Raw genomic sequence first — 20,785 nt, forward strand, 5'->3', positions numbered from 1 at the left:
AGCCCCGCTACACTCCCGACTAGGACCGATCCATGACAGGGGCACTCATGATCCCCAGGAAATTGATCACCGCCACCCTTTCGGCGGCGGTGGGAGCCACGATCGCGCTCAGCCTCGCAGGCTGCGATTTCTTCGTGCCGCAGACCACCGAGACCACGGTCGAGACAAGCGACGGAGTGAGCGGACAAACGGGCAAAGTCTTCGTCGGCAATGCCGTGCTGGTCACCGGTGAGGAGGGGCAGCTGTCCAATCTCGTCGTGACCCTTGTCAACGAGGATTTCGTCGATCACGACGTCTCGATCCAGGACGTCGCCGCGGGGGCAGCGCGTCTCGTGATTGTCCCCGCCGGGAGCACCGTGCAGCTCGGGACGCCTGACAACCAGAAAGTTCTCTTCGTGACCGTCGACTCGCCGCCGGGAAGCCTCCACCCGCTCACCTTCATGACGACGAACTCGCCCCTGCACCTCGCGGTTCCCGTGCTCGACGGCGGCCTCCCCCAGTACAAGGACCTCACCCCGCCGGCTGTGAGCGGGACCACCGCCGCACAGGACACGAAGTAGGAGAGCACGATGCCTAGCACGATCCAGATCCAGGTCCCCGTCGCACCGCTGCGGTCGAAATCGATCTTCGCCGCCTATTTCTTCATGCTCTTCACACTGATCGGCCTGGCGGGGATGCAGCACTTCTACCTCGGCAAGTACGGCCGGGGCATCCTCTGGCTGCTGACGTGGGGCCTCTTCGGTATCGGCTCCTTCGTCGACATCTTCACGCTGCGGTCGCAGACGAAGTCGATCAACGCCCGCCGGGCGGTCGGCATCCGCTGAGCGCCGCCGCGCCGCCGCCGCGTCGTCGCCGCACCAGTAAAGTCCCCGCGCACTAAGTGGTACTAGTGCGCTGGGACTTATCTAGTGCGGCGAGTGGCAGTCCCCTACGCGAACGCCAATTCGCCCGACTCGCCGACGGACGACGTCAGACGCCCGTCGACCAGGTGCACCACGGCGTGCATCCGCGGCAGGTGCACGAGATCGTGAGTGACGAGCAGCGTGGAGGTGTCGAGCTCGTCGGTCAGGCGCAGGATGAGGTCGATGATCTGTGCGCCGCGCTCCTGATCGAGCGCGCTCGTCGGTTCGTCGACGAGCATCACGCTGGGGTCGTTCATCAGCGCGCGCGCGATGTTGACGCGCTGCCGCTGACCGCCGGACAGCTGGTGCGGCCGCTTGTCGCGGTGGTCGCCCAGGCCGACCGCATCCAGCAGTTCGTCTGCGCGGGTCGCCGCAGCCTTGCGCCGCCCGCGGCTGCCGCGCCTGCCGAGTTCATTCATGACCGTGAGCTGCTCCCGGGCGGTGAGCGAGGGCAGCAGGTTGGACTGCTGGAAGACGATCCCGACACTGTCGCGCCGCAGATCGCTCGCCTCCTTCGCGTCCAGGCGGGCAGCATCCAGATCGTCGATGAGCACGCGACCGGAGTCCGGGCGGATGAGCGTGGCCGCGACCGCGAGGAGACTCGACTTGCCGGAGCCGCTGGGGCCCGTGATAGCGGTGACGGTTCCCGGATGCGCGATGAGCGACACGTGGTCGACGGCCGTGATGCGGCTGTCGCCGTCGGGGAAGGTGAGCGTGACGTTGTCGAGCTGGATCATCGGTTGCTCCCGAGGGCGGTGAGTGGGTCTGCGGAGGTGACGGAACGCAGCGCGAAGGCCGCGCCGGCGAGTCCGGCCGCGATCAGGAGAACCGCGGGAAGGATGGTCGTGAAGGGGCTCAGGATGAACGGAAGCGCGGCTCCGGCGAGGCTTCCGAGCAGGGCGACAGCGCCGATCCCGACGCCGACGCCGACGAGCAGCACGACGAAGGCCTGCCCGAGCGCGTCTCGGACCAGCGAGCCGGTGGATGCGCCGAGCGCCTTGAGCACGGCGATGTCGCCTTTTCGCTGCATCGTCCACACCGTGAAGAACGCGCCGATGACGAGAGCGGAGATTCCGAACAGGAGGGCGACCATCATCAGCAGGCTCCCGATCTCGGAGCGGAACGAGCCGATGGCGGTCAGCGACCCGAGCGGGGTCTGGCTGGTCGTGCCGGCCGCGGCGTTCTCCGCCGTCCAGTCAGGTGCGCCTGTCACCGCGAGCACAGTCGCGTACGCACCGGTGTTGCCGGTTGCCGCAGAGTACGACTGCCAGTCGTGGAGTGTCTGGTAGACGACGGGGGTGTGGCTGTACCAGGCATCGCCCCCGACGGACTCGACGATGTATTCAGTACCGGCGATCGTGACGGGGTCACCCGCGGCGACCCCGAGCGCCGTGGCAGCGCCCTGAGAGAGGACGAGCTGCCCGTCCGCTGCCGGATGATCGCCTGCGAAGCCTGCGCCGACACCGAAGAGTGCGACGGATGCCTGGGTTCCGCTGGACTGCGCATCCCCCGTCCCGGCGCTGCCGGCCTGCGCGCGGGTCTGCGAGATCCCGATCGGAACCGACGCCGAGACGTCGCCCGCCGTCGACCACGAGTCTGCCTGTGCCTTCGTGATCGCGGAGTCGGCGAAGCTCGGTCCGTTCGAGGTGTCGGTCTTCGGCTGCGAGAAGACGATCTGGTCGGCGGGGAGGTCGAGCACGCCTGAGACGTTCTGCGACGCAAGGCCGCCGGTCAGTCCGCTGAGGAATCCGACGAGGAGAGTGATGAGGGCGACGACCGACCCGATGAGGGCGAACCGTCCTTTGGCAAAGCGAAGATCTCGCCAGGCGACAAACATGTGGGTCCTTTCTGTGACGCTGTTTTCAGCGACACTTCAACCCTCGTTTTTCGTCGCCTCCGCGTCATCGCCCGTGCGGACGGATTCCCAGCGACGAACTGCGGACCCCCCGTTCGAACTTTTGATGGATGGCACGGAGCCCCCTCCCCCGTATCCTGAATTGACATGACTCACACCGCGTTGACCCCTGTGTTCGTCGGTCTTCGCACCGGCCTGCACGTGGTGTTCGTCGCCCTCACCGTCCTGGTCGTCGTGCGCGCCGTCGTCTCACCGACCCCGTCGAGCGGCGCGGTGATCGTGCTCTGCGTGATCCTGCTGGCGACCTACGCCCTCGGCGGCCTCGGCGTCCGCAGCTCGTTCCGCGGCGCCGGGCTGCTCTGGCTGCTGGTCCTGTCTGTCGAGTGGATCGCGCTGGTCTGGCTCATTCCCGAAGCGGCATATCTCGTCTTCCCGTTGTTCTTCCTCTACCTGCACCTGCTCCCCGGCTGGTGGGGCCCGCTCGCCGTGCTCGCGGCGACGGCCCTCGCGATCGTCGCGCTCGGGCTGCACGGCGGATGGACGGTCGGCGGAATCGTCGGCCCGCTCGTGGGCGCCGGCGTGGCCATCCTGATCGGGCTCGGCTACCGATCGCTCGCCCGAGAATCCCAGGAGCGGGAAGCGCTGATGGCCGAACTCATCGCCACGCGCGACCAGCTCGCCGAGACCGAACACGAGTCCGGCGTGCTGGCAGAGCGGGCACGACTCGCGCGCGAGATCCACGACACGGTCGCGCAGGGCCTGTCGAGCATCCAGATGCTGCTTCACGCCGCCGAGCGCGAAGCTCCCGACGGCCCGGGCGTCGAGTACGTCCGCCTCGCCCGCGAAACCGCTGCGACCAACCTCGTCGACGCCCGCCGGTTCGTGCGCGAACTCACCCCCGCCGCCCTCGTCGACCAGGGGATCGGCGCGGCCCTGCGTCGGCTCGCCGAGACGCAGTGGAGCAGCGACTCGCTGGACGTGCACGTGCGGGTCTCGGATGCGATCGACCTTCCCATCCACGTGCAGACGGCGCTCCTGCGGATCGCGCAGGGCGCCATGGCGAATGTCATGCAGCACGCGGATGCGCGGAACGCGACGATCACCATCGATCGCGACGCCGACACGGTGCGGCTGACCATCAGCGACGACGGCCGCGGCTTCGACCCGGCCGGGGTCGCCGTCGACCGGGCCTCCGGCGCCTCCGACTCGTTCGGCCTCACTGCGGCGCGCGAGCGCGTCGACCAGCTCGGCGGAACCCTCAGCATCGACGCGGCGTCCGACCACGGGTCCACCGTCTCGGTCGAACTGAAAGTCGAGGGCGACGGATGATCCGGCTCGTGATCGCAGACGACCATCCTGTCGTGCGCGCGGGCCTCCGCGCGCTGCTCGACCACGAAGACGGGATCACCGTCGTCGGCGAGGCATCGACCCCCGACGAAGCGGTGGAACTCGCCGAAAAGGAGAATCCCGACCTGGTGCTGATGGACCTGCAGTTCGGTGCCGACGCGACAGGCGCCGAGGCGACCCGGCGCATCCGGGAGCTGGAAGCCCCGCCGTATGTGCTGGTGCTGACCAACTACGACACCGATGGAGACATCCTCAGCGCGGTCGAGGCCGGGGCGAGCGGTTATCTACTGAAAGACGCACCGCCTGCTGAGCTGATCGCCGCGGTCCGCGCTGCCGCGTCGGGCGAGAGCGCCCTCGCGCCCGCCATTGCCGGCCGCCTGCTGAACCGGATGCGCGCGCCGCAGATCAGTCTGAGCCGACGCGAGATCGAGGTGCTCGACCAGGTCGCCGCGGGCCGCTCGAACAGCGAGATCGCTGCGGCGCTCGTGGTCAGCGAGACCACCGTCAAGTCGCACCTCGTGCACATCTTCTCTAAGCTCGACGTGTCGTCGCGCACGGCCGCGGTGTCTGTCGCGCGGCAGCTGGGGATCCTGCGGTAGCTCCCGACGTGGTCAGCTGTCGGCGGCGTCCGGGCCGGGGTGGCCCGAGAAGAAGCCGACCAGTTCGTCCGGTGCGTTCGGGCTGAAGATCATGTCCAGTCCGAACGCGGACTGCTCCGCGGATTCGCGTCCCCGCTCGAAGAGCGACGGCTCGTATTCGGCGAGCGCCGCGTCCAGGTCGTCGCCGTTGCGGATGATCGCGAGCGCCAGCTCCGCTCCGTCGAACATGGCCAGGTTGGCTCCCTCGCCGGCGAACGGCGACATCAGGTGAGCCGCGTCGCCTGCGAGGGTCACGCCGGGGACGCGAGCCCACGAATGGCCGGTCGGAAGGGCATAAATCGCGCGGGGAACAATGTCGTCGTCGCTGTTCCGCATGAGGTCGGTGAGCTCGTCGCTCCAGTCAGCGAAACGTTCGAGCACGGCCGCGCGCGCTGAAACCGGGTCGGTCCAATCGATGCCGCTCCCAGTGATCCAGGTCTCGGGCAGGCGGGCACCGACGCCGACCCACAGGTCCGCGCCACCGTGGCCGCCGATGTACTTGTCGTCGGATGCGGCGAAGAACGAGCCCGTACCCATCGTGGCCGCCTCGCGCGGGTGGCGCGCGGCCGCATCCCTCAGCCGGAACTCGACGAAGGTGATCCCGGTGTAGTCGGGCGTGGCCGCGGAGAGCAGCGGGCGCACTTTGGACCAGGCGCCATCCGCACCCACAACGAGGTCGGCTTCGACCGTGCTGCCGTCTGCGAAGTGCAGTTCGTGGCGTCCCGGCGCGAGCTGCGTGACCTCCACCAGCTTGCGCCCCCACTGGATGGTCCCCTCGTCGAGCGAGTCGATGAGCATTCGGCGCAGGTCGCCCCGGTCGATCTCCGGGCGCCCGCCGGCGCCGTCATCGGTCTTGTCGATGTGCACGGTGCCCGTCTTGTCGAGCACGCGAACCGCTTCGCCACCCGGATGCGTCAGGGCGTGGAACTGGTCGAGCAGCCCGGCCTCGTGCAGCGCGATCTGCCCGGAATCGTCGTGGATGTCGAGCGAGCCGCCCTGGCTGCGTGCTTCGGCGGTGGCCTCGAGTTCGTAGACGGTCGAGCGGATGCCGTTCACCTGCAGGATGCGGGCGAGGACGAGTCCGCTGAGTCCGGCCCCGACGATGGCGATAGTGCGTGTTGTCATGACACCAGTGTCGACCGGGCCTCTTACACCGCGCTTACAGGTCGCTTACGATGACACCTGCCTCGATGTGCCGTCGAAAGTCGCGGGATAACTGTCTACCAAGGCCCAATGCTCGATCGGCCAGGTGATTGCGACCGCTTTCCCGACCACATCCTTCACAGGAACGAATCCCTTGCCGGGGAGTTCCTGATTCAGACTCGAGTCACGCGAGTTGTACCTGTTGTCGCCCATCACCCAGATACTGTCCGAAGGGACCACGACGTCGAATGACCTTGTTGCCGCCTTCGCCCCTCCAGACGGAACAACCGCGTACGGCTCGCTGAGCGGCGATCCGTTGACGGTCAGCTGACCCAGCGCGTTGCAGCACGTCACGTGATCACCCGGCACACCGATGACTCGCTTCACGAGGTATTGGCTGCTGTCCTGGGTGGATATACCGACAAAGGAGAGGGCCGCGTCCATTACCGAGGCGACCGGATTGGATTCGGTGTGGACGGTCTCTGGCAGCCATCCGCCGGGGTCCCTGAACACCACGATGTCACCCCTGTGGACCGCGGTCAGTTTCGGTACCAGTTCGTTGACAATAATCCGGTCGCCGACGTGGAGAGTGTTCTCCATCGAGGCCGAAGGAATGTAAAACGACCTGACGACGAACGTCTTCATGAGGAAGGACGCGAGTACTGCAACCACGAAGATCAGTGCGACGTCGCGTCCCAATCGCCAGTGCCGTCTACCCGAGGCGCGGGAACGCTCCACAAGCTAGCTGTTCAGCGACGCGGTCTGGGTCCCATGGACGTTCACCTTGGTGCTCCTATCGTTTGATCACATTGATTCTAGGATATTTATACCCTAGGTTGGAATGCACCGGCGAACGGAGCGGCGACCAGCACAAACCATCCGACTGATGCGCGAACGCACGACCGGGTGTATGACAGGAACCGTGGCACGGATCACGAACACCATCGACATCCACGCGTCGGCCCAGGCGGTCTATGCCGCCCTCCGAGACCTCGACGCCTACCCGTCGTGGCTCGGTCACTCCATGGTGTATCGCGGAACGAGAGTGGGCACGCCCCAGCCGACCACATCGCTGGTCTATGAAGATTCGACGATGGTCGGGCGGATGCGCGGCGAACTCGTCGAAGACATGCCCGACCACATGCTGGAGTTCCACCAGAGCAAGCCGTCGGGCACGCTGGATGCGCTCATCCGTTACACCGTCGACACCACCCCGGCAGGCACACGCCTCACCAGGGTCGGTGTGATGACGACCCACGGAATGCTGCGCGTCGTGCAGCCCATGCTCCTGCGGATGGCGGCCGGCGAAAGCGAGCGTACGATCAAGGCGCTGAAGGCGTACACCGAGCTCACGAAGTGATTCGGCTCTAGCTCGCCTGCTTGTACTGAGCCAACAGCAGGTGCACACCCTCGCGAACCAGGTCCGCCTCGGTACGCCCGGTGAGTTCGCGCAGGTGGGCGAGCTCGGCGAAGTCCTGCTCGGAAATGCGGGCGCGCACAGTAGGCGAGGGCCCGCGCCGACCGCTGCCAAGTTTTGGCCTTCCGGGAACAACCATCGCCGCCGAAAGGGCTTCCTCGCTGCCATACGCCTGCAGCATCAGTTCGTGGCCATGCGCAGCCGCGTCAGCTCCGTGAAGCACCCGTCCAGGCTCCTGCCTGGACTCTGGAAACTCATGCACCAGAATCTCACGTATTTTGTAGCCGCATTTCGAGGCAATAATTTGTAGCCGACTTTATGCCATCCATTCAGTGGCTTGCTCACTCGTCCTTCGCCGTCGTGGGGCTAGCGCGCTGCCGTCCTTGCCAACGCCAAAGCAGTGTCCTCCTGGGCCTTGGTCAGCGATTCCGGTTCAGGGAGTCCCCTCCGTTCCGGTCGCCGTAAGGCGGTATCTCGCGTCGCGTACCGACCGATCGCTGTCAAACGAACCGCGTCACATGACGCCCACCGTTTCCCCCTGTTGCGTCATGTTGCGCTGACCCTCGACCGCGCAACGCGCACTCGGCTAGCTTGCGGAGCCAACCCCCATCCGCGTCAGTCGAGGAGTTCCGCCATGCAAGACAGCGCCAGCAGCGCGCCGACCGTCGTCGCACCTCGGCGACCACTGACGGGTGGCACCCAGCGCAGCAACGGGCAGTGGAAGGTCGACGGCACCGCCCCGCTCAACGGCAACGAGGCGTGGAAGCAGGAGGATGGCGGCCTCAGCGTGCGCGAGCGCATCGAGTCCACCTACGCGCGGCTGGGCTTCGACAGCATCGACCCGACCGACCTTCACGGTCGCTTCCGCTGGTGGGGTCTCTACACGCAGCGCAAGCCCGGCATCGACGGCGGCAAGACGGCCACCCTCGAACCGGAAGAGCTCGAAGACAAGTACTTCATGCTGCGGGTGCGCATCGATGGCGGTCAGTTGTCGACCGAGCAGCTGCGCGTGATCGGCGGGATCTCGAACGAGTTCGCGCGCGACTCGGCCGACCTGACCGATCGCCAGAACATCCAGCTGCACTGGATCCGGGTCGAGGACGTCCCGGAGATCTGGCGACGCCTCGAAAGCGTCGGACTCGGTACGACCGAGGCCTGTGGTGACGTTCCCCGCGTGGTCCTCGGCTCGCCCGTCGCGGGCATCGCCGCCGACGAACTGATCGACCCGACCCCGGCGATCACCGCGATCACGGAGCGCTACATCGGCGACCCCGAGCTGGCGAACCTGCCCCGCAAGTTCAAGACGGCCCTTACCGGGCATCCGAGTCAGGATGTGGTCCACGAGATCAACGACGTCGCGTTCGTCGCGGTCGAGCATCCTGAACTCGGTGTCGGCTACGACCTGTGGGTCGGCGGCGGACTCTCCACGGCTCCGCGTCTGGCCGAACGCCTCGGCGTGTTCGTCGAACCCGATCGTGTGGCCGAGACCTGGTACGGCGTGACGGCGATCTTCCGCGACTACGGTTACCGCCGCCTCCGCAACAAGGCGCGACTCAAGTTCCTTCTCGCCGATTGGGGTACCGAGAAGTTCCGCCAGGTGCTCGAAGACGAATACCTCGACTACCCGCTCCCCGACGGTCCGGCAGCGCCGACCCCGACGACCCCCGGCGACCACATCGGCGTACACCGCCAGAAGGACGGCGCGTTCTACATCGGCGTCACTCCCATCGTCGGACGCATCTCGGGCTCGGGTCTGACCCGCCTGGCCGAGATCCTCGAAGCCAACGGCTCGCGCCGCCTGCGCACGACGCCGCACCAGAAGCTGGTGCTGCTCGACATCCCCGAAGATCGTGTCGAAGCCGTGATCGCGGCCGTCGACGACATCGGCCTCTCGGCCCGGCCGAGCGCGTTCCGGCGCTCGACGATCGCCTGCACCGGCCTCGAATTCTGCAAACTCGCGATCGTTGAGACGAAGGCCGCCGCTGCGCGCGCGGTCGGCGAACTCGAGAAGCGGCTGGCGAAGGTCGATCTGCCTGCTCCGATCTCGCTTCACGTCAACGGATGTCCGAACTCGTGTGCGCGCATCCAGACGGCAGACATCGGCCTGAAAGGCCAGCTGCTGCCCGACGGCGACGGCGGACAGACTCCCGGCTTCCAGGTGCACCTCGGCGGCGGGCTCGCATCGAATGACCGCGCCGAGCCCGGCCTCGGCCGCACCATCCGCGGCCTCAAGGTGACCACCACCGACCTGCCCGACTACGTCGAGCGTCTCGTTCTCCGCTTCCTGAAGGACCGGGAGAACGAGGAGACCTTCGCCGAATGGGCGCACCGCGCGGACGAGGAGGCACTGAAATGACGACAGCCATCAGCCAGACACCGCTCCGTCGGTCGAACGACGAGCTGCGGGCACTTGCCGAGCGTGGCGCCCGCGAACTCGGCGATGCGCCCGCCGATGCAGTCGTCGCCTGGGTCGCGCGCAATTTCGACACCAGCCTCGCGACCGTCGCCTGCTCGATGGCCGACGCCATCCTGCCGCACCTGGTCTCGCAGTACCTGCCGGACATCGACGTGCTCTTCCTCGATACCGGCTACCACTTTCCCGAGACCTACGAGACACGCGACCGGGTGGCCCGGGAGCTGTCGGTGCGTGTGGTGAACGTGCAGCCGCGGCGCACCGTCGCCGAACAGGATGTGGACCACGGCAAGGACCTCTTCGCGCGTGACCCGAATCTGTGCTGCGCGCTGCGCAAGGTCGAGCCGCTCGGGCGTTCGCTGGAGAACTACGAACTCTGGTTCACCGGGGTGCGCCGTGACGAGGCAGTGACTCGCACAGCGACGCCGGTCATCGCGTGGGATGCGAAGAACGGGCTCATCAAGGTCAGCCCGCTCGCCGCCTGGACCTTCGACCAGACCCTCGACTACGCGTCAGCTTTCTCAGTGCCGGTGAACCCGCTGACGGCCGACGGCTATCCGTCGATCGGATGCGCGCCCTGCACTTCGCGCGTCGCACCCGGGGACGACCCCCGGTCCGGCCGCTGGGCCGGCTTCGGCAAGACAGAATGCGGGCTCCACGAATGACGATCACGAACACGATCGACCGGCCGACCACCGCGACGCCCACCGGCGACATCCTCGACGTGCTCGAGAGCGAGGCCATCCACATCATCCGCGAGGTCTTCGCCGAGTTCGAGCGCCCTGTGCTGCTGTTCTCGGGCGGCAAGGACTCCGTCGTGGTGCTCCACCTCGCCGCCAAGGCGTTCTGGCCGGGTCGCGTGCCGTTCCCTGTGTTGCATGTCGACACCGGCCACAACTTCCCGGAGGTCATCGACTTCCGCGACGCCACGGTCGAGAAGCTGGGAGTGCGACTGTCGGTCGCGCGGGTGCAGGACTACATCGACGACGGGCGCCTCGAGGAGCGCACCGACGGCACACGCAACCCGCTGCAGACCGTGCCGTTGCTCGACGCGATCGCCGCCGGACGCCACGACGCCGTCTTCGGCGGCGCGCGCCGCGACGAGGACAAGGCGCGGGCGAAGGAGCGCATCCTCTCCCTCCGCGACAGCTTCGGTCAGTGGGATCCGCGCAACCAGCGCCCCGAGCTCTGGAACCTCTACAACGGCCGCCACCGTCCAGGCGAGCATGTGCGCGCCTTCCCGATCAGCAACTGGACAGAGCTCGACATCTGGCGCTACATCGAGCGCGAGGGCATCGAGCTCCCCTCCCTCTATTACGCCCACGAACGCGAGGTCTACCGTCGCGACGGGATGTGGCGCGCGGTCGGCCCGGTCTCCGAGCCACGGCCTGACGAGCACGTCGAGCGTGTGCAGGTGCGTTACCGCACCGTCGGCGACATGAGCTGCACGGGTGCCGTCGAATCGGATGCGCGGACTGTCACGGATGTCGTCCGCGAGGTCGCCGCATCCACCATCACCGAACGGGGCGCGACCCGCGCCGACGACCGCATCTCGGAGGCCGCCATGGAGGACCGCAAGCGAGAGGGCTACTTCTGATGACGCTGACCACCGACTATCCGCCGGTGCTCGCCGCCCCCGTGACGACCGGAACGCTCTTCCGGTTCGCGACGGCCGGCTCGGTCGACGACGGCAAGTCGACACTCGTCGGGCGCCTGCTGCACGACAGCAAGTCGATCCTCGTCGACCAGCTCGAAGCGGTCACCCGCACGTCCATCGAGCGCGGCTTCGGTGGGGACAGCGGCGCGATCGACCTCGCGCTGTTCACCGACGGGCTGCGCGCCGAGCGCGAGCAGGGCATCACGATCGACGTCGCCTACCGCTATTTCACGACCGGCCGGCGGTCGTTCATCCTGGCCGACTGCCCCGGGCACGTTCAATACACGCGCAACATGGTCACGGGCGCCACCACGGCGGATGCGGTGATCGTGCTCGTCGATGCGCGCAAAGGCGTGCTCGAGCAGACCCGCCGCCACCTGTCGGTGCTGGCCCTGCTGCGCGTGCCGCACGTGATCGTCGCCGTCAACAAGATCGATCTCCTCGGTTTCGCCGAGGGACCGATCGTCGAGCTGACGGCCGACCTGCTCGCCGTCACCGACGAGCTGGGGCTGCGGGACGTGCGGGTCGTCCCGGTCTCGGCCCTCGACGGCGACAACGTGGTCGAGCGCTCAGAGCGCACGCCCTGGTACACCGGCGAAACCCTGCTCGACCTGCTGGAGACGCTCCCGACGACGGATGAACACGAGGCACGCGAAGCCGGCGATGCCGAATTCCGGCTGCCGGTCCAGCTGGTCCTCCGGCCGCAGGGCGCGGTGTCTCCGTCCATTGCGGAGCCGGATGCGTTCCGCGACTACCGCGGGTACGCCGGCCAGCTCGCGAGCGGCACGGTCCGCGTCGGCGATGTCGTCGACGTGCATCCCGGGGGCGCCTCCACGGTCGTGCGTTCCATCACCGTCGCGGGCCGTCACGTCGCCGAAGCCTCCGCACCGCAGTCGGTCGCGGTGGAGCTGGAGCACGACCTCGACCTGGCGCGTGGCGCGCTGATCGGTTCGGCAGGCAGCCTGCCCGCGAGCACGAGCGGCTTCGAGGCGGAGCTCTTCTGGCTCGGTCACCGGCCGCTGACTGTGGGCGACCGCCTCCTGGTCAAGTCGGGCACCTCGATCGCGCAGGCGAGGATCAGTTCGCTCCTCGGTCGCCGGGACCTCGACACATTCGGACTGGAACCCGCCGATCGTCTCGAACTGAACGACATCGGTCTCGCCCGCCTCGAGACCGGCAGCCCGCTCGCCCTCGATGTCTTCTCCACCCACCGGCGCTCCGGCGCTTTCCTTCTCATCCATCCCCAGGACGGCAGCACGCTCGCTGCCGGCATCGTCCGTTCGATCGAAAGGCCCGTCTCATGACTCGCACCAATCGCCAGAACCAGACCTCCAGCCCCGCCCGCCTCCGTCGCGTCGCCACCGCCGCCACGATCGCCCTCGCCGCAGCCGCCCTGCTCGCCGCCTGCACGTCCGCCGACGCCGCGACACCGTCCACCGGAAGCCCCGCCGCGACCCTCCGCCTCGGGTACTTCGACAACATCACGCACGGCCCGGCCCTCGTCGGACTCCAGAACGGCACACTCCAGGCCGCGCTCGGGTCGACCAAGCTCTCCGAGCAGATCTTCAACGCCGGACCCGCGGAGATCGAGGCGCTCAGCGCCGGCGCGATCGACGCCGCCTACATCGGCCCGAGCCCGGCAATCAACTCGTACATCAAGAGCCACGGCCAGTCGTTGAAGATCGTCGCCGGCGCGACGAACGGCGGCGCTTCGCTCGTCGTCGCTCCGAGCATCACCTCGGCGAGCGACCTCAAGGGCAAGACCCTCGCCACACCGCAGCTCGGCAACACGCAGGATGTGGCACTGCGCTACTGGCTGAAGTCGAAGGGCTACAAGACCCAGGTCTCGGGCTCGGGCGACGTCACCATCAACCCGACGGACAATGCCCAGACGCTCGCCCTCTTCAAGACCGGCAAGCTCGACGGCGCCTGGCTCCCCGAACCGTGGGCCTCCACCCTCGTCGTAGACGCAGGTGCCAAGGTGCTGGTCGATGAGGCGACACTCTGGCCGCGCAAGACGTTCCCGACCACCGTGCTCGTGGTGTCGCAGCAGTTCCTGACAGCGCATCCGGCCACCGTCGCCGCGCTCGTCAAGGGCAACGCGGACGCGATCGCCTGGCTGAACGCGAACAAGGCTAAGGCCGCCGACGCTCTGAACGCGAAGCTGAAGGCCGACACGGGCAAGTCGCTCGCGCCTGCTGTTCTCGACCGCGCCCTCGGCAACGTGACCTTCTCGGCCGATCCCGTCGCGACGGCCTATCCGACGCTCGTCTCGCACGCCGTCGCCGTCGGCACCGGTTCGAGCGGATCGATCTCCGGTCTTCTCGACCTCTCCGCCCTGAACGCCCTGCGCGCCAAGACGGGGCTCGCCCCCATCGCGGTATCAGGCGGTGAGTGACGCATGACCGTCGAGACCGCGATCCGGATCGACCGCCTGTCCAAACGGTACGGGCCGGTCGGGCCGCTGGTGCTCGAAGACGTTTCACTCGACATCGCTGCGGGCGAGTTCGTGTGCCTGGTCGGCGCATCCGGCTGCGGCAAGTCGACCCTCCTGAACATCGTGGCCGGTCTCGAGCCGGCGAGCGCCGGCGAGGTGGACGTCGCCGGCGGCCAGGCCGCGATGATGTTCCAGGAGTCGGCACTACTGCCCTGGCTGACCGCGAGCCGCAACGTCGAATTCGCCCTGGAACTCCGCGGCGTACCCGCGGCCGACCGTCGCGCGCAGGCCCTCGAGCTCCTCGACCTCGTGAACCTCGTCACCGCGGCCGACAAGCGCCCCCACCAGCTGTCCGGCGGGATGCGCCAGCGCGTCGCCCTCGCCCGCGCCCTCGCGCAGGACCGCCCGGTGCTGCTGATGGACGAGCCGTTCGCGGCCGTCGACGCCATCACGCGTGACCTGCTCCACGCCGAACTGGAGCGGATCTGGCTGGAGACGGGCCGCACCATCGTCTTCGTCACCCACAACGTCGGCGAGGCGATCCGTCTCGGCGACCGGATCATCCTGCTCGGTTCGCGGCCGGGTCGCATCGCGGCCGAATGGTCGATCGATCGGGCGACCCGGGCGACCATGACCGCCGACGACCTCGCCGACCTGCAGGCCGACATCACGGGCCGCCTACGCGAGGGGATCAGGGCCAATGCTGCCTGACACTGTGAAGCTGACCGTGCCGGTGGCGCTGCGCGAGCGAGACGAGACCGCCGGCGACGACCTGCGCAGCGTCGAGGCCGGTCTGGATGCGCTTCAGGCGGTGGATGCGCACCCGCGCAGCACCACGCGTCGCGTTCTCCGCGCCGCGCTCCCGACCCTCGCGCTGCTCATCGCGCTCGTCATCGCCTGGCAGATCTTCATCGTGGTCGCGCATCCGCGTCCCGACATCGTGCCGGGCCCCGCGGACGTCGCCGCCGCCTTCGCCGCTGCCTGGAACTCCGGGCAGCTGCAGCTCGCCGTCACCACCAGCCTCACCCGCGGTGCGACCGGTTTCGTGATCGCGATCATCGTCGCGACCCCGATCGGCCTGCTGCTCGCCGAGGTCGCACCGCTGCGCCGCGCGTTCGGGCCGATCATCTCCGGCCTGCAGGTGCTGCCCTCGGTCGCCTGGGTTCCCGCAGCCATCCTCTGGTTCGGGCTCAGCGACGGCGCGGTCTACTTCGTCGTGCTGATGGGCGCGATCCCCTCGATCGTGAACGGTCTGCTGGCCGGCGTCGACCAGGTGCCGCCCTCCCTTCGCCGCGTCGGGCTGGTGCTCGGCGCATCCCGCCGCAAACTGTCGACGAAAGTCATGCTCCCTGCTGCGCTCCCCGGCTACTTCGGCGGCCTCAAGCAGGGTTGGGCGTTCTCGTGGCGGTCGCTCATGGCGGCCGAGATCATCGCGGTCGGGGGGTCGATGGGATTCGGCCTCGGCTCGCTGCTGCAGCAGAGCCGTGACCTCGCCGACCTCGCGTCGGTGCTCGCCACTGTGCTGACGATCCTGGTGATCGGCGTCGTCGTCGAACTCCTGGTCTTCGCCCCCATCGAGCGCGGACTGCTCAGCCGCCGCGGACTCCGACCGACAGGAAGCCGATGAACACCACCCAGCCGCTCTACCCGCTCACGCTCCGCCTCGCCGGGCGCGAGGCGCTCGTCGTCGGGGGCGGCCCGGTCGCCGCTCGCCGCGCATCCGGGCTCATCGTCGCCGACGCGGTCGTCACGGTCGTCGCGCCCGAGGTGTGCAGCGAGCTCGCCGACCTCATCCGCTCCGGTGCCGTCACGTGGCTCGAACGGGGCTACCGCCCCGGCGACCTCGACGGAAAATGGCTCGTCCACACGGCGACCGGCGACCCGCGCGTCGACGAAGCGGTGCTCGCGGATGCGGACGCGGCCAGGGTCTGGTGCGTCGACGCATCCGACCACGAGGCCTCGACCGCCTGGGTTCCGGCCGTCACCCGGCGGCACGGCGTCACCATCTCGGTAGCCGCCGGAGGCGACCCGCGTCGCGCGACGGCTGTGCGGGATGCGGTGGCCGCGGCACTCGACGACGGAACCGTCGAGCCGTTCGCGCAACTCCCGCCGGCCTCAGCGCGCCCTCGTCGCGTCGACTTCCCCGCGGGCTCCGTCGCACTCGTCGGCGGCGGTCCCGGCGACCCCGACCTCATCACCGTGCGCGGACGCGACCTTCTCGCGCAGGCGGATGTCGTGGTGGCAGACCGGCTCGGCCCGCGCACACTGCTCGCCGGGCTCTCCGATCGCATCACAGTCATCGACGCAGGCAAGCTGCCCGGCCACCATCCGGTGCCGCAGGACGAGATCAATGCGATCCTCGTCCGGTACGCACAGGCGGGCAAGCGCGTTCTCCGGCTGAAGGGCGGCGACCCGTACGTGCTCGGTCGCGGCGGCGAGGAGCTCGCGTTCTGCCGGGACGCCGGCGTGCCCGTGCAGGTGGTGCCGGGCGTGACGAGCGCCATCTCCGCTCCGGCCGTCGCGGGCATCCCGGTCACCCACCGCGGGGTGGCGGCCGGCTTCACCGTCGTGACCGGCCACGACCAGCTCGCCGAGCTGCCGGGCGGCCGCGACCACACGGTCGTACTACTGATGGGCGTGTCCGGCCTGGCCAGGTCCGCCGCGACGCTCGCCGCCGGTACGCGCGGCGACGACTGCCCGGTGGCGATCGTCGAGGATGCGTACGGCACCGGAGAACGCGTCACGGTCGGCACCCTCGCCGACATCGGGTCGCTCGCGGAGGCGACCGGCGTCCGGTCGCCGGCTGTCGTCATCGTCGGCGACGTGGTCGCTCTCGGCCACCACGCGCATCCCCAACCTGCCTCAGCCTCGACCCGACCCGAACTCACCCTCACGAAAGGCCTCTGAATGAACCGACCGATCCGCGTCGCAATCGTCGGCGCAGGACCCGCCGGAATCTACGCCGGGAGCATCCTCGCGAACCGCGTTCCCGGGGTCGCGATCGACCTCTTCGAATCGCTCCCCGCACCCTACGGACTGATCCGCTACGGGGTCGCACCCGATCACCCCCGCATCAAAGGCATCGTCACCTCGCTCCACGAAATGCTCGACGGCGGCGCCATCCGCCTGATCGCCAACGTCGAGGTGGGTGCCGACCTGAGCGTCGCCGACCTGCGGGCGTACTACCATGCCGTGATCTTTGCGACGGGCGCCATCCGCGACGCCGACCTCGACATCCCCGGTGTCGAGCTGGCCGGCTCCTACGGTGCGGCCGACTTCGTCTCCTGGTACGACGGGCACCCGGATGTGCCGCGCGACTGGACGCTCGACGCGGCCCATGTCGCAGTGATCGGCAACGGCAACGTCGCTCTCGACGTGGCGCGCATCCTCGCGAAGCATCCGGAGGACCTCCTGACTACGGAGATCCCCGACAATGTGGTCGCCGGGCTCACGGACTCCGCGGTGACCGATCTGCACGTCTTCGGGCGGCGCGGGCCGGCCGACGTCAAGTTCACGCCGATCGAACTGCGCGAACTCGGCGAGCTCCGCGATGTCGACATCATCCTCGACGAGGCCGACTTCGCCGTGGATGCGGTTCCCGCGGCCGGCGAGGGCGTCAAGCCGAGCAACCAGTCCAAGGTGATCGCCCGCATCTTCGGGAGCTGGCGCGAACGCGAAGTGGGCACGGCGAGTCGCCGGCTGCACCTGCACTTCTTCCACACGCCCCTCGAGGTCGTCGGCGAGGATCGTGTGGAAGGACTCCGGTTCGAGCGCACCGCCATCGACGCCGACGGCCGCCTGAGCGGCACGGGCGCGACGCTCGACTACCCGATCGGCGCGGTCTACCGGGCCGTCGGCTACTACGGCTCCCCCGTCAACGACGTGCCGTTCGCATCCGCGACAGGTACCATCCCGAACACCGGCGGACGCGTCGTCGACCCCGACGGCGGCAGCATCCCGGGACTGTACGCGACAGGATGGATCAAGCGCGGCCCCGTCGGCCTCATCGGCCACACCAAGAGCGACGCGACCGAGACGATCGAGAACCTGGTCGCCGACCTCGACACGCTGGTCGACGCATCCGATCCGTCGGATGCCGACATCCTGACCCTGCTCGCCTCGCGCGGGGTGCCGTTCACGACCTGGGACGGCTGGCTTCGCCTGGATGCGCACGAGCGGCAGCTGGGCAGCACGACGCCACTGGCTGTGACACGTGAGCGCGTCAAAGTGGTTCCGCGCGAGGAGCAGGTCGCGATCTCGCGCGACGAGGTGCTGGCCCTCTCATGACCTACGTGATCGCGCTGCCCTGCGTCGATGTCAAAGACCGGGCCTGCATCGACGAGTGCCCGGTCGACTGCATCTACGAAGGCGAACGCTCCCTCTACATCCACCCCGACGAGTGCGTCGACTGCGGTGCGTGCGAGCCGGTCTGCCCGGTCGAGGCCATCTACTACGAAGACGACCTGCCTGACGAGTGGTCGGACTACTACAAGGCCAACGTCGAATTCTTCGACGACATCGGCTCGCCCGGCGGCGCCGCGAAGGTCGGTGTGATCGCGAAGGATCATCCGCTCATCTCCGCTCTGCCCGTCACGGAGGGTTCGCATGAGCTCTGAAACGCAACCCGACGATCTCGTGGACTGCGTCGTGATCGGGGGCGGACCCGCGGGGCTGTCCGCGGCCCTGAACCTCGCACGGGCGGTTGCGACGGTCGCGCTGATCGACACAGGCAGGCCGCGCAATGCCGCGACCCTGCGCTCGCACGGCTTCCTGAGCCGGGACGGCATCCCACCCCACGAACTGCGCAAGCTGGGCGTCGCGGAACTGCGCGAGTATCCGCACGTCCGGATCCACGAGCGCGCGACCGTCACGCGAGTGGCCCGCGAGACGCACGGATCGCATCCGTTCTCCGTCGACGTCGCCTCGCGTGCACCCGGCGGGACCTCCCGGCTGGCTGCGCGCACAGTGCTGCTGGCGACCGGGCTGCGGGAGACATTGCCAGAGGTCGGCGGTCTTCGATCGTTCTACGGCATGAGCGTGTTCAGCTGTGTCGCCTGCGACGGCTGGGAGCTGCGCGACCGCCCGCTCGCCCTGATCGGAGAGACCGCGGACCTTCGCGCGCGCGCCCTGCACCTCTCGCGCTGGACGGATACGCTGACGGTCTTCACGAACGGCGTGGCATCGCTTGGGGCCGGCGAGGCGGCGGAGCTCGCGGCCCGCGGAATCGCCGTCGTCCGTGCGCCGATCGCGGAGCTCGAGGGGCATCGCGGGCAGGTGGCAGCGGTGCGAATGGCCGACGGAACCTCCATCGCCGTCGAAGGCGGCTTCGTGCGGCCGACGTGGGAGGCGCCGCTCGAGTTCCTCGGGGAGGCCGCACCCGCGATCGATGACGACGGCTTCGTGGTCGCCGACGCCGACGGGCGCACCCGCATCCCCGGGCTGTATGCGGCCGGCGATCTGGTCGCGCCGGGTCCGCAGCAGCTGATCATCGCCGCTGGCGCCGGTGCTCGTGCGGCCTCTGGCGTGGTCGCCGATCTCGTCGCAGAACGGGCGCCGGTCGCCGCCGCGGCTGCAGGCGCGGACGTGTTCGGATGACCTCCACCGAGACGATGCTGGTCCTCCCCTCCCATGGCACAGGAGACCTGCAGGGCCAGGCGGCCATCCGCGCGCTCGTCGACGCCGTCGCCGATCGGGTGGCCGCGCCCGTGCTGGACTGCTTCGTCGACGTGCAGCAGCCGGATGTGCCCACCACGCTCGCCGACGCGCCCGGCACGTCTCCGCTGATCATCGTGCCACTGCTGCTGTCCACCGGCTACCACGTGCGGGTCGACATCGCAGAGGCAGCGCAGAGCATCGCCCCGCGTCCGACGCTGGTCACCCCGGCGCTCGGTCCGGACGACCGGCTCATCGACGTTCTCGCGGTCCGCCTTCGGGAGGCCGGGCTGCGCGACGACGACCAGGTCGTGCTGGCAGCCGCGGGGTCGAGCGATCCGGATGCGGTCGCCGACTGCGAATCCGTCGCGGCGGCGCTCGGCAGCCGCCTCGGACGAGAGGTCACAGTGGGCTTCCTTGCGTCAGCGGAACCGCGCCTCGACGCTGCGATCCAGGCGGCGCGGGATGCGCATCCCGAACGACGCGTGGCGGTCGCAACCTATCTGCTCGCACCCGGCTTCTTCGCCCGTCTCGCCGCCGCGGCAGACTCGGACCTGATCACAGCCCCGCTCCTTCAGGCCGAACGGCCGCCGGCCCAGGAACTGGTGGACCTCGTCATCGATCGCTACTCGCAGGCCGCTCAGGCGCTGTCGCAGCTCCCGGCGACCGGCGGTCGATGATCCACCAGTGCCGCAGGTCGCTGCGGCACTCGGCGGCAGGAGACCTCTCGTCGACCACAGGACGCCGGCCGGCTTCATCCGGTTCGTCGTGCCAGCGCACGGGCCGGTTGTAGAACCGGAGACGCGAGCCGCATTCCGGGCACTGTCCGGCGTACTTCTCGATCACGAGCCGGCCGTCTCGCTCGACCACGGCGGGCAGGGTCGGCGATGCGGTAACCCACTGCCCGTCGCGGGTGACGACGCGCCACAGCCTCCAGGTCGCGGCGACGACGACCGACCCGAGGGCCACAACGAGGAGGAGCATGACGCGTGTGCCGTCAATGGTCTTCGGGGTTGCGGTGTCGGCTGGTGATGTGGCGTTCGTCGCGAACGCGATGACGAGGGCAGCGGCAGCGACGACAGTGACGACCAGGGCAAGAAGTCCCAGCGCGACGCTCACGCGAGCGCCCGCGCGCAGCCCAATGGACCAGCGCCGCTCGAAGCTCAGCTCGCTCGTCAGCGGCGGCTCTGTTCCCAGTCCGTTCACGCCCATCCGGGGATGGTAGTTCGCAGTGCGACGCCGGCGACACCCCCGACGCCACACAGCGTCACATCCCCGCGGACCACTAGACCCAGAGGCCAGTAACTCCCTTTCACCGCGACCT

23 protein-coding genes are annotated in these 20,785 nt (G+C 68.7%); 17 read left to right on the forward strand and 6 right to left on the reverse strand.

Features of this window, described 5'->3' with window-relative positions:
• The first annotated feature begins 32 nt into the window (after window positions 1–32).
• Both AAYO93_RS15310 and AAYO93_RS15315 read left to right on the forward strand, forming a co-directional pair.
• Window positions 33–560, forward strand: coding sequence for a hypothetical protein (locus tag AAYO93_RS15310; RefSeq protein WP_345762022.1), 528 nt, complete (start codon window positions 33–35; stop codon window positions 558–560).
• 9 nt (window positions 561–569) lie between these two features.
• On the forward strand, window positions 570–824 hold the full coding sequence (locus AAYO93_RS15315) for a TM2 domain-containing protein (RefSeq protein ID WP_345762023.1): 255 nt from the start codon (window positions 570–572) through the stop codon (window positions 822–824).
• A 104-nt stretch (window positions 825–928) separates the two neighbouring features.
• On the opposite strand, the gene AAYO93_RS15320 is transcribed toward AAYO93_RS15315, so the two are convergent.
• Window positions 929–1,639: an ABC transporter ATP-binding protein gene (locus AAYO93_RS15320; protein WP_345762024.1), complete on the reverse strand. Its 711-nt coding sequence runs from the start codon at window positions 1,637–1,639 to the stop codon at window positions 929–931.
• Complete coding sequence (locus tag AAYO93_RS15325) at window positions 1,636–2,739, reverse strand: ABC transporter permease (RefSeq protein WP_345762025.1); 1,104 nt, start codon at window positions 2,737–2,739, stop codon at window positions 1,636–1,638. Before AAYO93_RS15325 ends, AAYO93_RS15320 begins: the two co-directional genes overlap by 4 nt.
• Window positions 2,740–2,904: 165 nt before the next feature.
• Here AAYO93_RS15325 and AAYO93_RS15330 point away from each other — a divergent pair, with 165 nt between their 5' ends.
• Together AAYO93_RS15330 and AAYO93_RS15335 are read left to right on the forward strand one after the other, a co-directional pair.
• Entirely contained in the window at window positions 2,905–4,086 is a 1,182-nt protein-coding gene (locus AAYO93_RS15330; RefSeq protein WP_345762026.1) for a sensor histidine kinase, read from the forward strand.
• Window positions 4,083–4,703, forward strand: coding sequence for a response regulator transcription factor (locus AAYO93_RS15335; protein WP_345762027.1), 621 nt, complete (start codon window positions 4,083–4,085; stop codon window positions 4,701–4,703). The genes AAYO93_RS15330 and AAYO93_RS15335 overlap by 4 nt, the downstream gene beginning before the upstream one ends.
• Before the next feature lie 12 nt (window positions 4,704–4,715).
• Here the strand turns inward: AAYO93_RS15335 and AAYO93_RS15340 are convergent, their stop codons facing one another.
• Both AAYO93_RS15340 and lepB read right to left on the reverse strand, forming a co-directional pair.
• Window positions 4,716–5,867: an FAD-dependent oxidoreductase gene (locus tag AAYO93_RS15340; RefSeq protein WP_345762028.1), complete on the reverse strand. Its 1,152-nt coding sequence runs from the start codon at window positions 5,865–5,867 to the stop codon at window positions 4,716–4,718.
• 45 nt (window positions 5,868–5,912) lie between these two features.
• On the reverse strand, window positions 5,913–6,623 hold the full coding sequence (gene lepB / locus AAYO93_RS15345) for a signal peptidase I (protein ID WP_345762029.1): 711 nt from the start codon (window positions 6,621–6,623) through the stop codon (window positions 5,913–5,915).
• A 148-nt stretch (window positions 6,624–6,771) separates the two neighbouring features.
• Here lepB and AAYO93_RS15350 point away from each other — a divergent pair, with 148 nt between their 5' ends.
• Window positions 6,772–7,245 carry an SRPBCC family protein gene (locus AAYO93_RS15350; protein ID WP_345762030.1) on the forward strand — a complete coding sequence of 158 codons (474 nt, stop codon included), beginning with the start codon at window positions 6,772–6,774 and terminating at the stop codon, window positions 7,243–7,245.
• Between the two features lie 7 nt (window positions 7,246–7,252).
• Here the strand turns inward: AAYO93_RS15350 and AAYO93_RS15355 are convergent, their stop codons facing one another.
• Window positions 7,253–7,384, reverse strand: coding sequence for a hypothetical protein (locus tag AAYO93_RS15355; protein ID WP_345762031.1), 132 nt, complete (start codon window positions 7,382–7,384; stop codon window positions 7,253–7,255).
• A gap of 552 nt (window positions 7,385–7,936) precedes the next feature.
• Here AAYO93_RS15355 and AAYO93_RS15360 point away from each other — a divergent pair.
• From AAYO93_RS15360 to AAYO93_RS15415, 12 genes are read left to right on the forward strand one after another with little or no spacing between them, the layout of a single operon-like run.
• Complete coding sequence (locus AAYO93_RS15360; protein WP_345762032.1) at window positions 7,937–9,658, forward strand: nitrite/sulfite reductase; 1,722 nt, start codon at window positions 7,937–7,939, stop codon at window positions 9,656–9,658.
• The gene (locus tag AAYO93_RS15365; protein WP_345762033.1) at window positions 9,655–10,380 is read left to right on the forward strand and encodes a phosphoadenylyl-sulfate reductase; all 726 of its coding nucleotides are present in this window, start codon (window positions 9,655–9,657) and stop codon (window positions 10,378–10,380) included. Before AAYO93_RS15360 ends, AAYO93_RS15365 begins: the two co-directional genes overlap by 4 nt.
• Entirely contained in the window at window positions 10,377–11,312 is a 936-nt protein-coding gene (cysD, locus tag AAYO93_RS15370) for a sulfate adenylyltransferase subunit CysD (protein WP_345762034.1), read from the forward strand. Before AAYO93_RS15365 ends, cysD begins: the two co-directional genes overlap by 4 nt.
• 5 nt (window positions 11,313–11,317) lie before the next feature.
• Window positions 11,318–12,676, forward strand: a complete 1,359-nt coding sequence (locus AAYO93_RS15375; protein WP_434056690.1) for a sulfate adenylyltransferase subunit 1 — start codon at window positions 11,318–11,320, stop codon at window positions 12,674–12,676.
• The gene (locus AAYO93_RS15380; RefSeq protein ID WP_345762036.1) at window positions 12,673–13,770 is read left to right on the forward strand and encodes an ABC transporter substrate-binding protein; all 1,098 of its coding nucleotides are present in this window, start codon (window positions 12,673–12,675) and stop codon (window positions 13,768–13,770) included. Before AAYO93_RS15375 ends, AAYO93_RS15380 begins: the two co-directional genes overlap by 4 nt.
• Before the next feature lie 3 nt (window positions 13,771–13,773).
• Window positions 13,774–14,520, forward strand: coding sequence for an ABC transporter ATP-binding protein (locus AAYO93_RS15385; protein ID WP_345762037.1), 747 nt, complete (start codon window positions 13,774–13,776; stop codon window positions 14,518–14,520).
• Entirely contained in the window at window positions 14,510–15,436 is a 927-nt protein-coding gene (locus AAYO93_RS15390; RefSeq protein WP_345762038.1) for an ABC transporter permease, read from the forward strand. Before AAYO93_RS15385 ends, AAYO93_RS15390 begins: the two co-directional genes overlap by 11 nt.
• Window positions 15,433–16,716: a uroporphyrinogen-III C-methyltransferase gene (gene cobA / locus AAYO93_RS15395; RefSeq protein WP_345762039.1), complete on the forward strand. Its 1,284-nt coding sequence runs from the start codon at window positions 15,433–15,435 to the stop codon at window positions 16,714–16,716. The genes AAYO93_RS15390 and cobA overlap by 4 nt, the downstream gene beginning before the upstream one ends.
• The gene (locus AAYO93_RS15400) at window positions 16,717–18,096 is read left to right on the forward strand and encodes an FAD-dependent oxidoreductase (RefSeq protein ID WP_345762040.1); all 1,380 of its coding nucleotides are present in this window, start codon (window positions 16,717–16,719) and stop codon (window positions 18,094–18,096) included.
• Window positions 18,093–18,425: a ferredoxin gene (fdxA, locus tag AAYO93_RS15405; protein ID WP_345762041.1), complete on the forward strand. Its 333-nt coding sequence runs from the start codon at window positions 18,093–18,095 to the stop codon at window positions 18,423–18,425. Before AAYO93_RS15400 ends, fdxA begins: the two co-directional genes overlap by 4 nt.
• Complete coding sequence (locus tag AAYO93_RS15410; protein ID WP_345762042.1) at window positions 18,415–19,404, forward strand: NAD(P)/FAD-dependent oxidoreductase; 990 nt, start codon at window positions 18,415–18,417, stop codon at window positions 19,402–19,404. The genes fdxA and AAYO93_RS15410 overlap by 11 nt, the downstream gene beginning before the upstream one ends.
• Window positions 19,401–20,141 (forward strand): sirohydrochlorin chelatase, encoded by a 741-nt coding sequence (locus AAYO93_RS15415; RefSeq protein ID WP_345762043.1) that lies wholly within the window; start codon window positions 19,401–19,403, stop codon window positions 20,139–20,141. Before AAYO93_RS15410 ends, AAYO93_RS15415 begins: the two co-directional genes overlap by 4 nt.
• On the opposite strand, the gene AAYO93_RS15420 is transcribed toward AAYO93_RS15415, so the two are convergent.
• Window positions 20,077–20,673 carry a hypothetical protein gene (locus tag AAYO93_RS15420; protein WP_345762044.1) on the reverse strand — a complete coding sequence of 199 codons (597 nt, stop codon included), beginning with the start codon at window positions 20,671–20,673 and terminating at the stop codon, window positions 20,077–20,079. The genes AAYO93_RS15415 and AAYO93_RS15420 overlap by 65 nt on opposite strands.
• Window positions 20,674–20,785: the final 112 nt, after the last annotated feature.

This window comes from Diaminobutyricibacter sp. McL0608, from assembly GCF_039613825.1.
In the GTDB taxonomy this organism is placed as follows: Bacteria; Actinomycetota; Actinomycetes; order Actinomycetales; family Microbacteriaceae; genus Diaminobutyricibacter.

Excerpts from the sequence above, each read along its gene's own strand:
- AAYO93_RS15410 (WP_345762042.1), top strand. The coding sequence starts at position 18,415 with ATGAGCTCTGAAACGCAACCCGACGATCTCGTGGACTGCGTCGTGATC.
- fdxA (WP_345762041.1), top strand. The coding sequence starts at position 18,093 with ATGACCTACGTGATCGCGCTGCCCTGCGTCGATGTCAAAGACCGGGCC.
- AAYO93_RS15320 (WP_345762024.1), bottom strand. The coding sequence starts at position 1,639 with ATGATCCAGCTCGACAACGTCACGCTCACCTTCCCCGACGGCGACAGC.
- AAYO93_RS15420 (WP_345762044.1), bottom strand. The coding sequence starts at position 20,673 with ATGGGCGTGAACGGACTGGGAACAGAGCCGCCGCTGACGAGCGAGCTG.
- AAYO93_RS15360 (WP_345762032.1), top strand. The coding sequence starts at position 7,937 with ATGCAAGACAGCGCCAGCAGCGCGCCGACCGTCGTCGCACCTCGGCGA.
- AAYO93_RS15380 (WP_345762036.1), top strand. The coding sequence starts at position 12,673 with ATGACTCGCACCAATCGCCAGAACCAGACCTCCAGCCCCGCCCGCCTC.
- AAYO93_RS15335 (WP_345762027.1), top strand. The coding sequence starts at position 4,083 with ATGATCCGGCTCGTGATCGCAGACGACCATCCTGTCGTGCGCGCGGGC.
- AAYO93_RS15315 (WP_345762023.1), top strand. The coding sequence starts at position 570 with ATGCCTAGCACGATCCAGATCCAGGTCCCCGTCGCACCGCTGCGGTCG.
- AAYO93_RS15415 (WP_345762043.1), top strand. The coding sequence starts at position 19,401 with ATGACCTCCACCGAGACGATGCTGGTCCTCCCCTCCCATGGCACAGGA.
- AAYO93_RS15365 (WP_345762033.1), top strand. The coding sequence starts at position 9,655 with ATGACGACAGCCATCAGCCAGACACCGCTCCGTCGGTCGAACGACGAG.
- AAYO93_RS15350 (WP_345762030.1), top strand. The coding sequence starts at position 6,772 with ATGCGCGAACGCACGACCGGGTGTATGACAGGAACCGTGGCACGGATC.
- AAYO93_RS15385 (WP_345762037.1), top strand. The coding sequence starts at position 13,774 with ATGACCGTCGAGACCGCGATCCGGATCGACCGCCTGTCCAAACGGTAC.
- AAYO93_RS15325 (WP_345762025.1), bottom strand. The coding sequence starts at position 2,739 with ATGTTTGTCGCCTGGCGAGATCTTCGCTTTGCCAAAGGACGGTTCGCC.
- cobA (WP_345762039.1), top strand. The coding sequence starts at position 15,433 with ATGAACACCACCCAGCCGCTCTACCCGCTCACGCTCCGCCTCGCCGGG.
- AAYO93_RS15390 (WP_345762038.1), top strand. The coding sequence starts at position 14,510 with ATGCTGCCTGACACTGTGAAGCTGACCGTGCCGGTGGCGCTGCGCGAG.
- AAYO93_RS15340 (WP_345762028.1), bottom strand. The coding sequence starts at position 5,867 with ATGACAACACGCACTATCGCCATCGTCGGGGCCGGACTCAGCGGACTC.
- AAYO93_RS15400 (WP_345762040.1), top strand. The coding sequence starts at position 16,717 with ATGAACCGACCGATCCGCGTCGCAATCGTCGGCGCAGGACCCGCCGGA.
- cysD (WP_345762034.1), top strand. The coding sequence starts at position 10,377 with ATGACGATCACGAACACGATCGACCGGCCGACCACCGCGACGCCCACC.
- AAYO93_RS15310 (WP_345762022.1), top strand. The coding sequence starts at position 33 with ATGACAGGGGCACTCATGATCCCCAGGAAATTGATCACCGCCACCCTT.
- AAYO93_RS15330 (WP_345762026.1), top strand. The coding sequence starts at position 2,905 with ATGACTCACACCGCGTTGACCCCTGTGTTCGTCGGTCTTCGCACCGGC.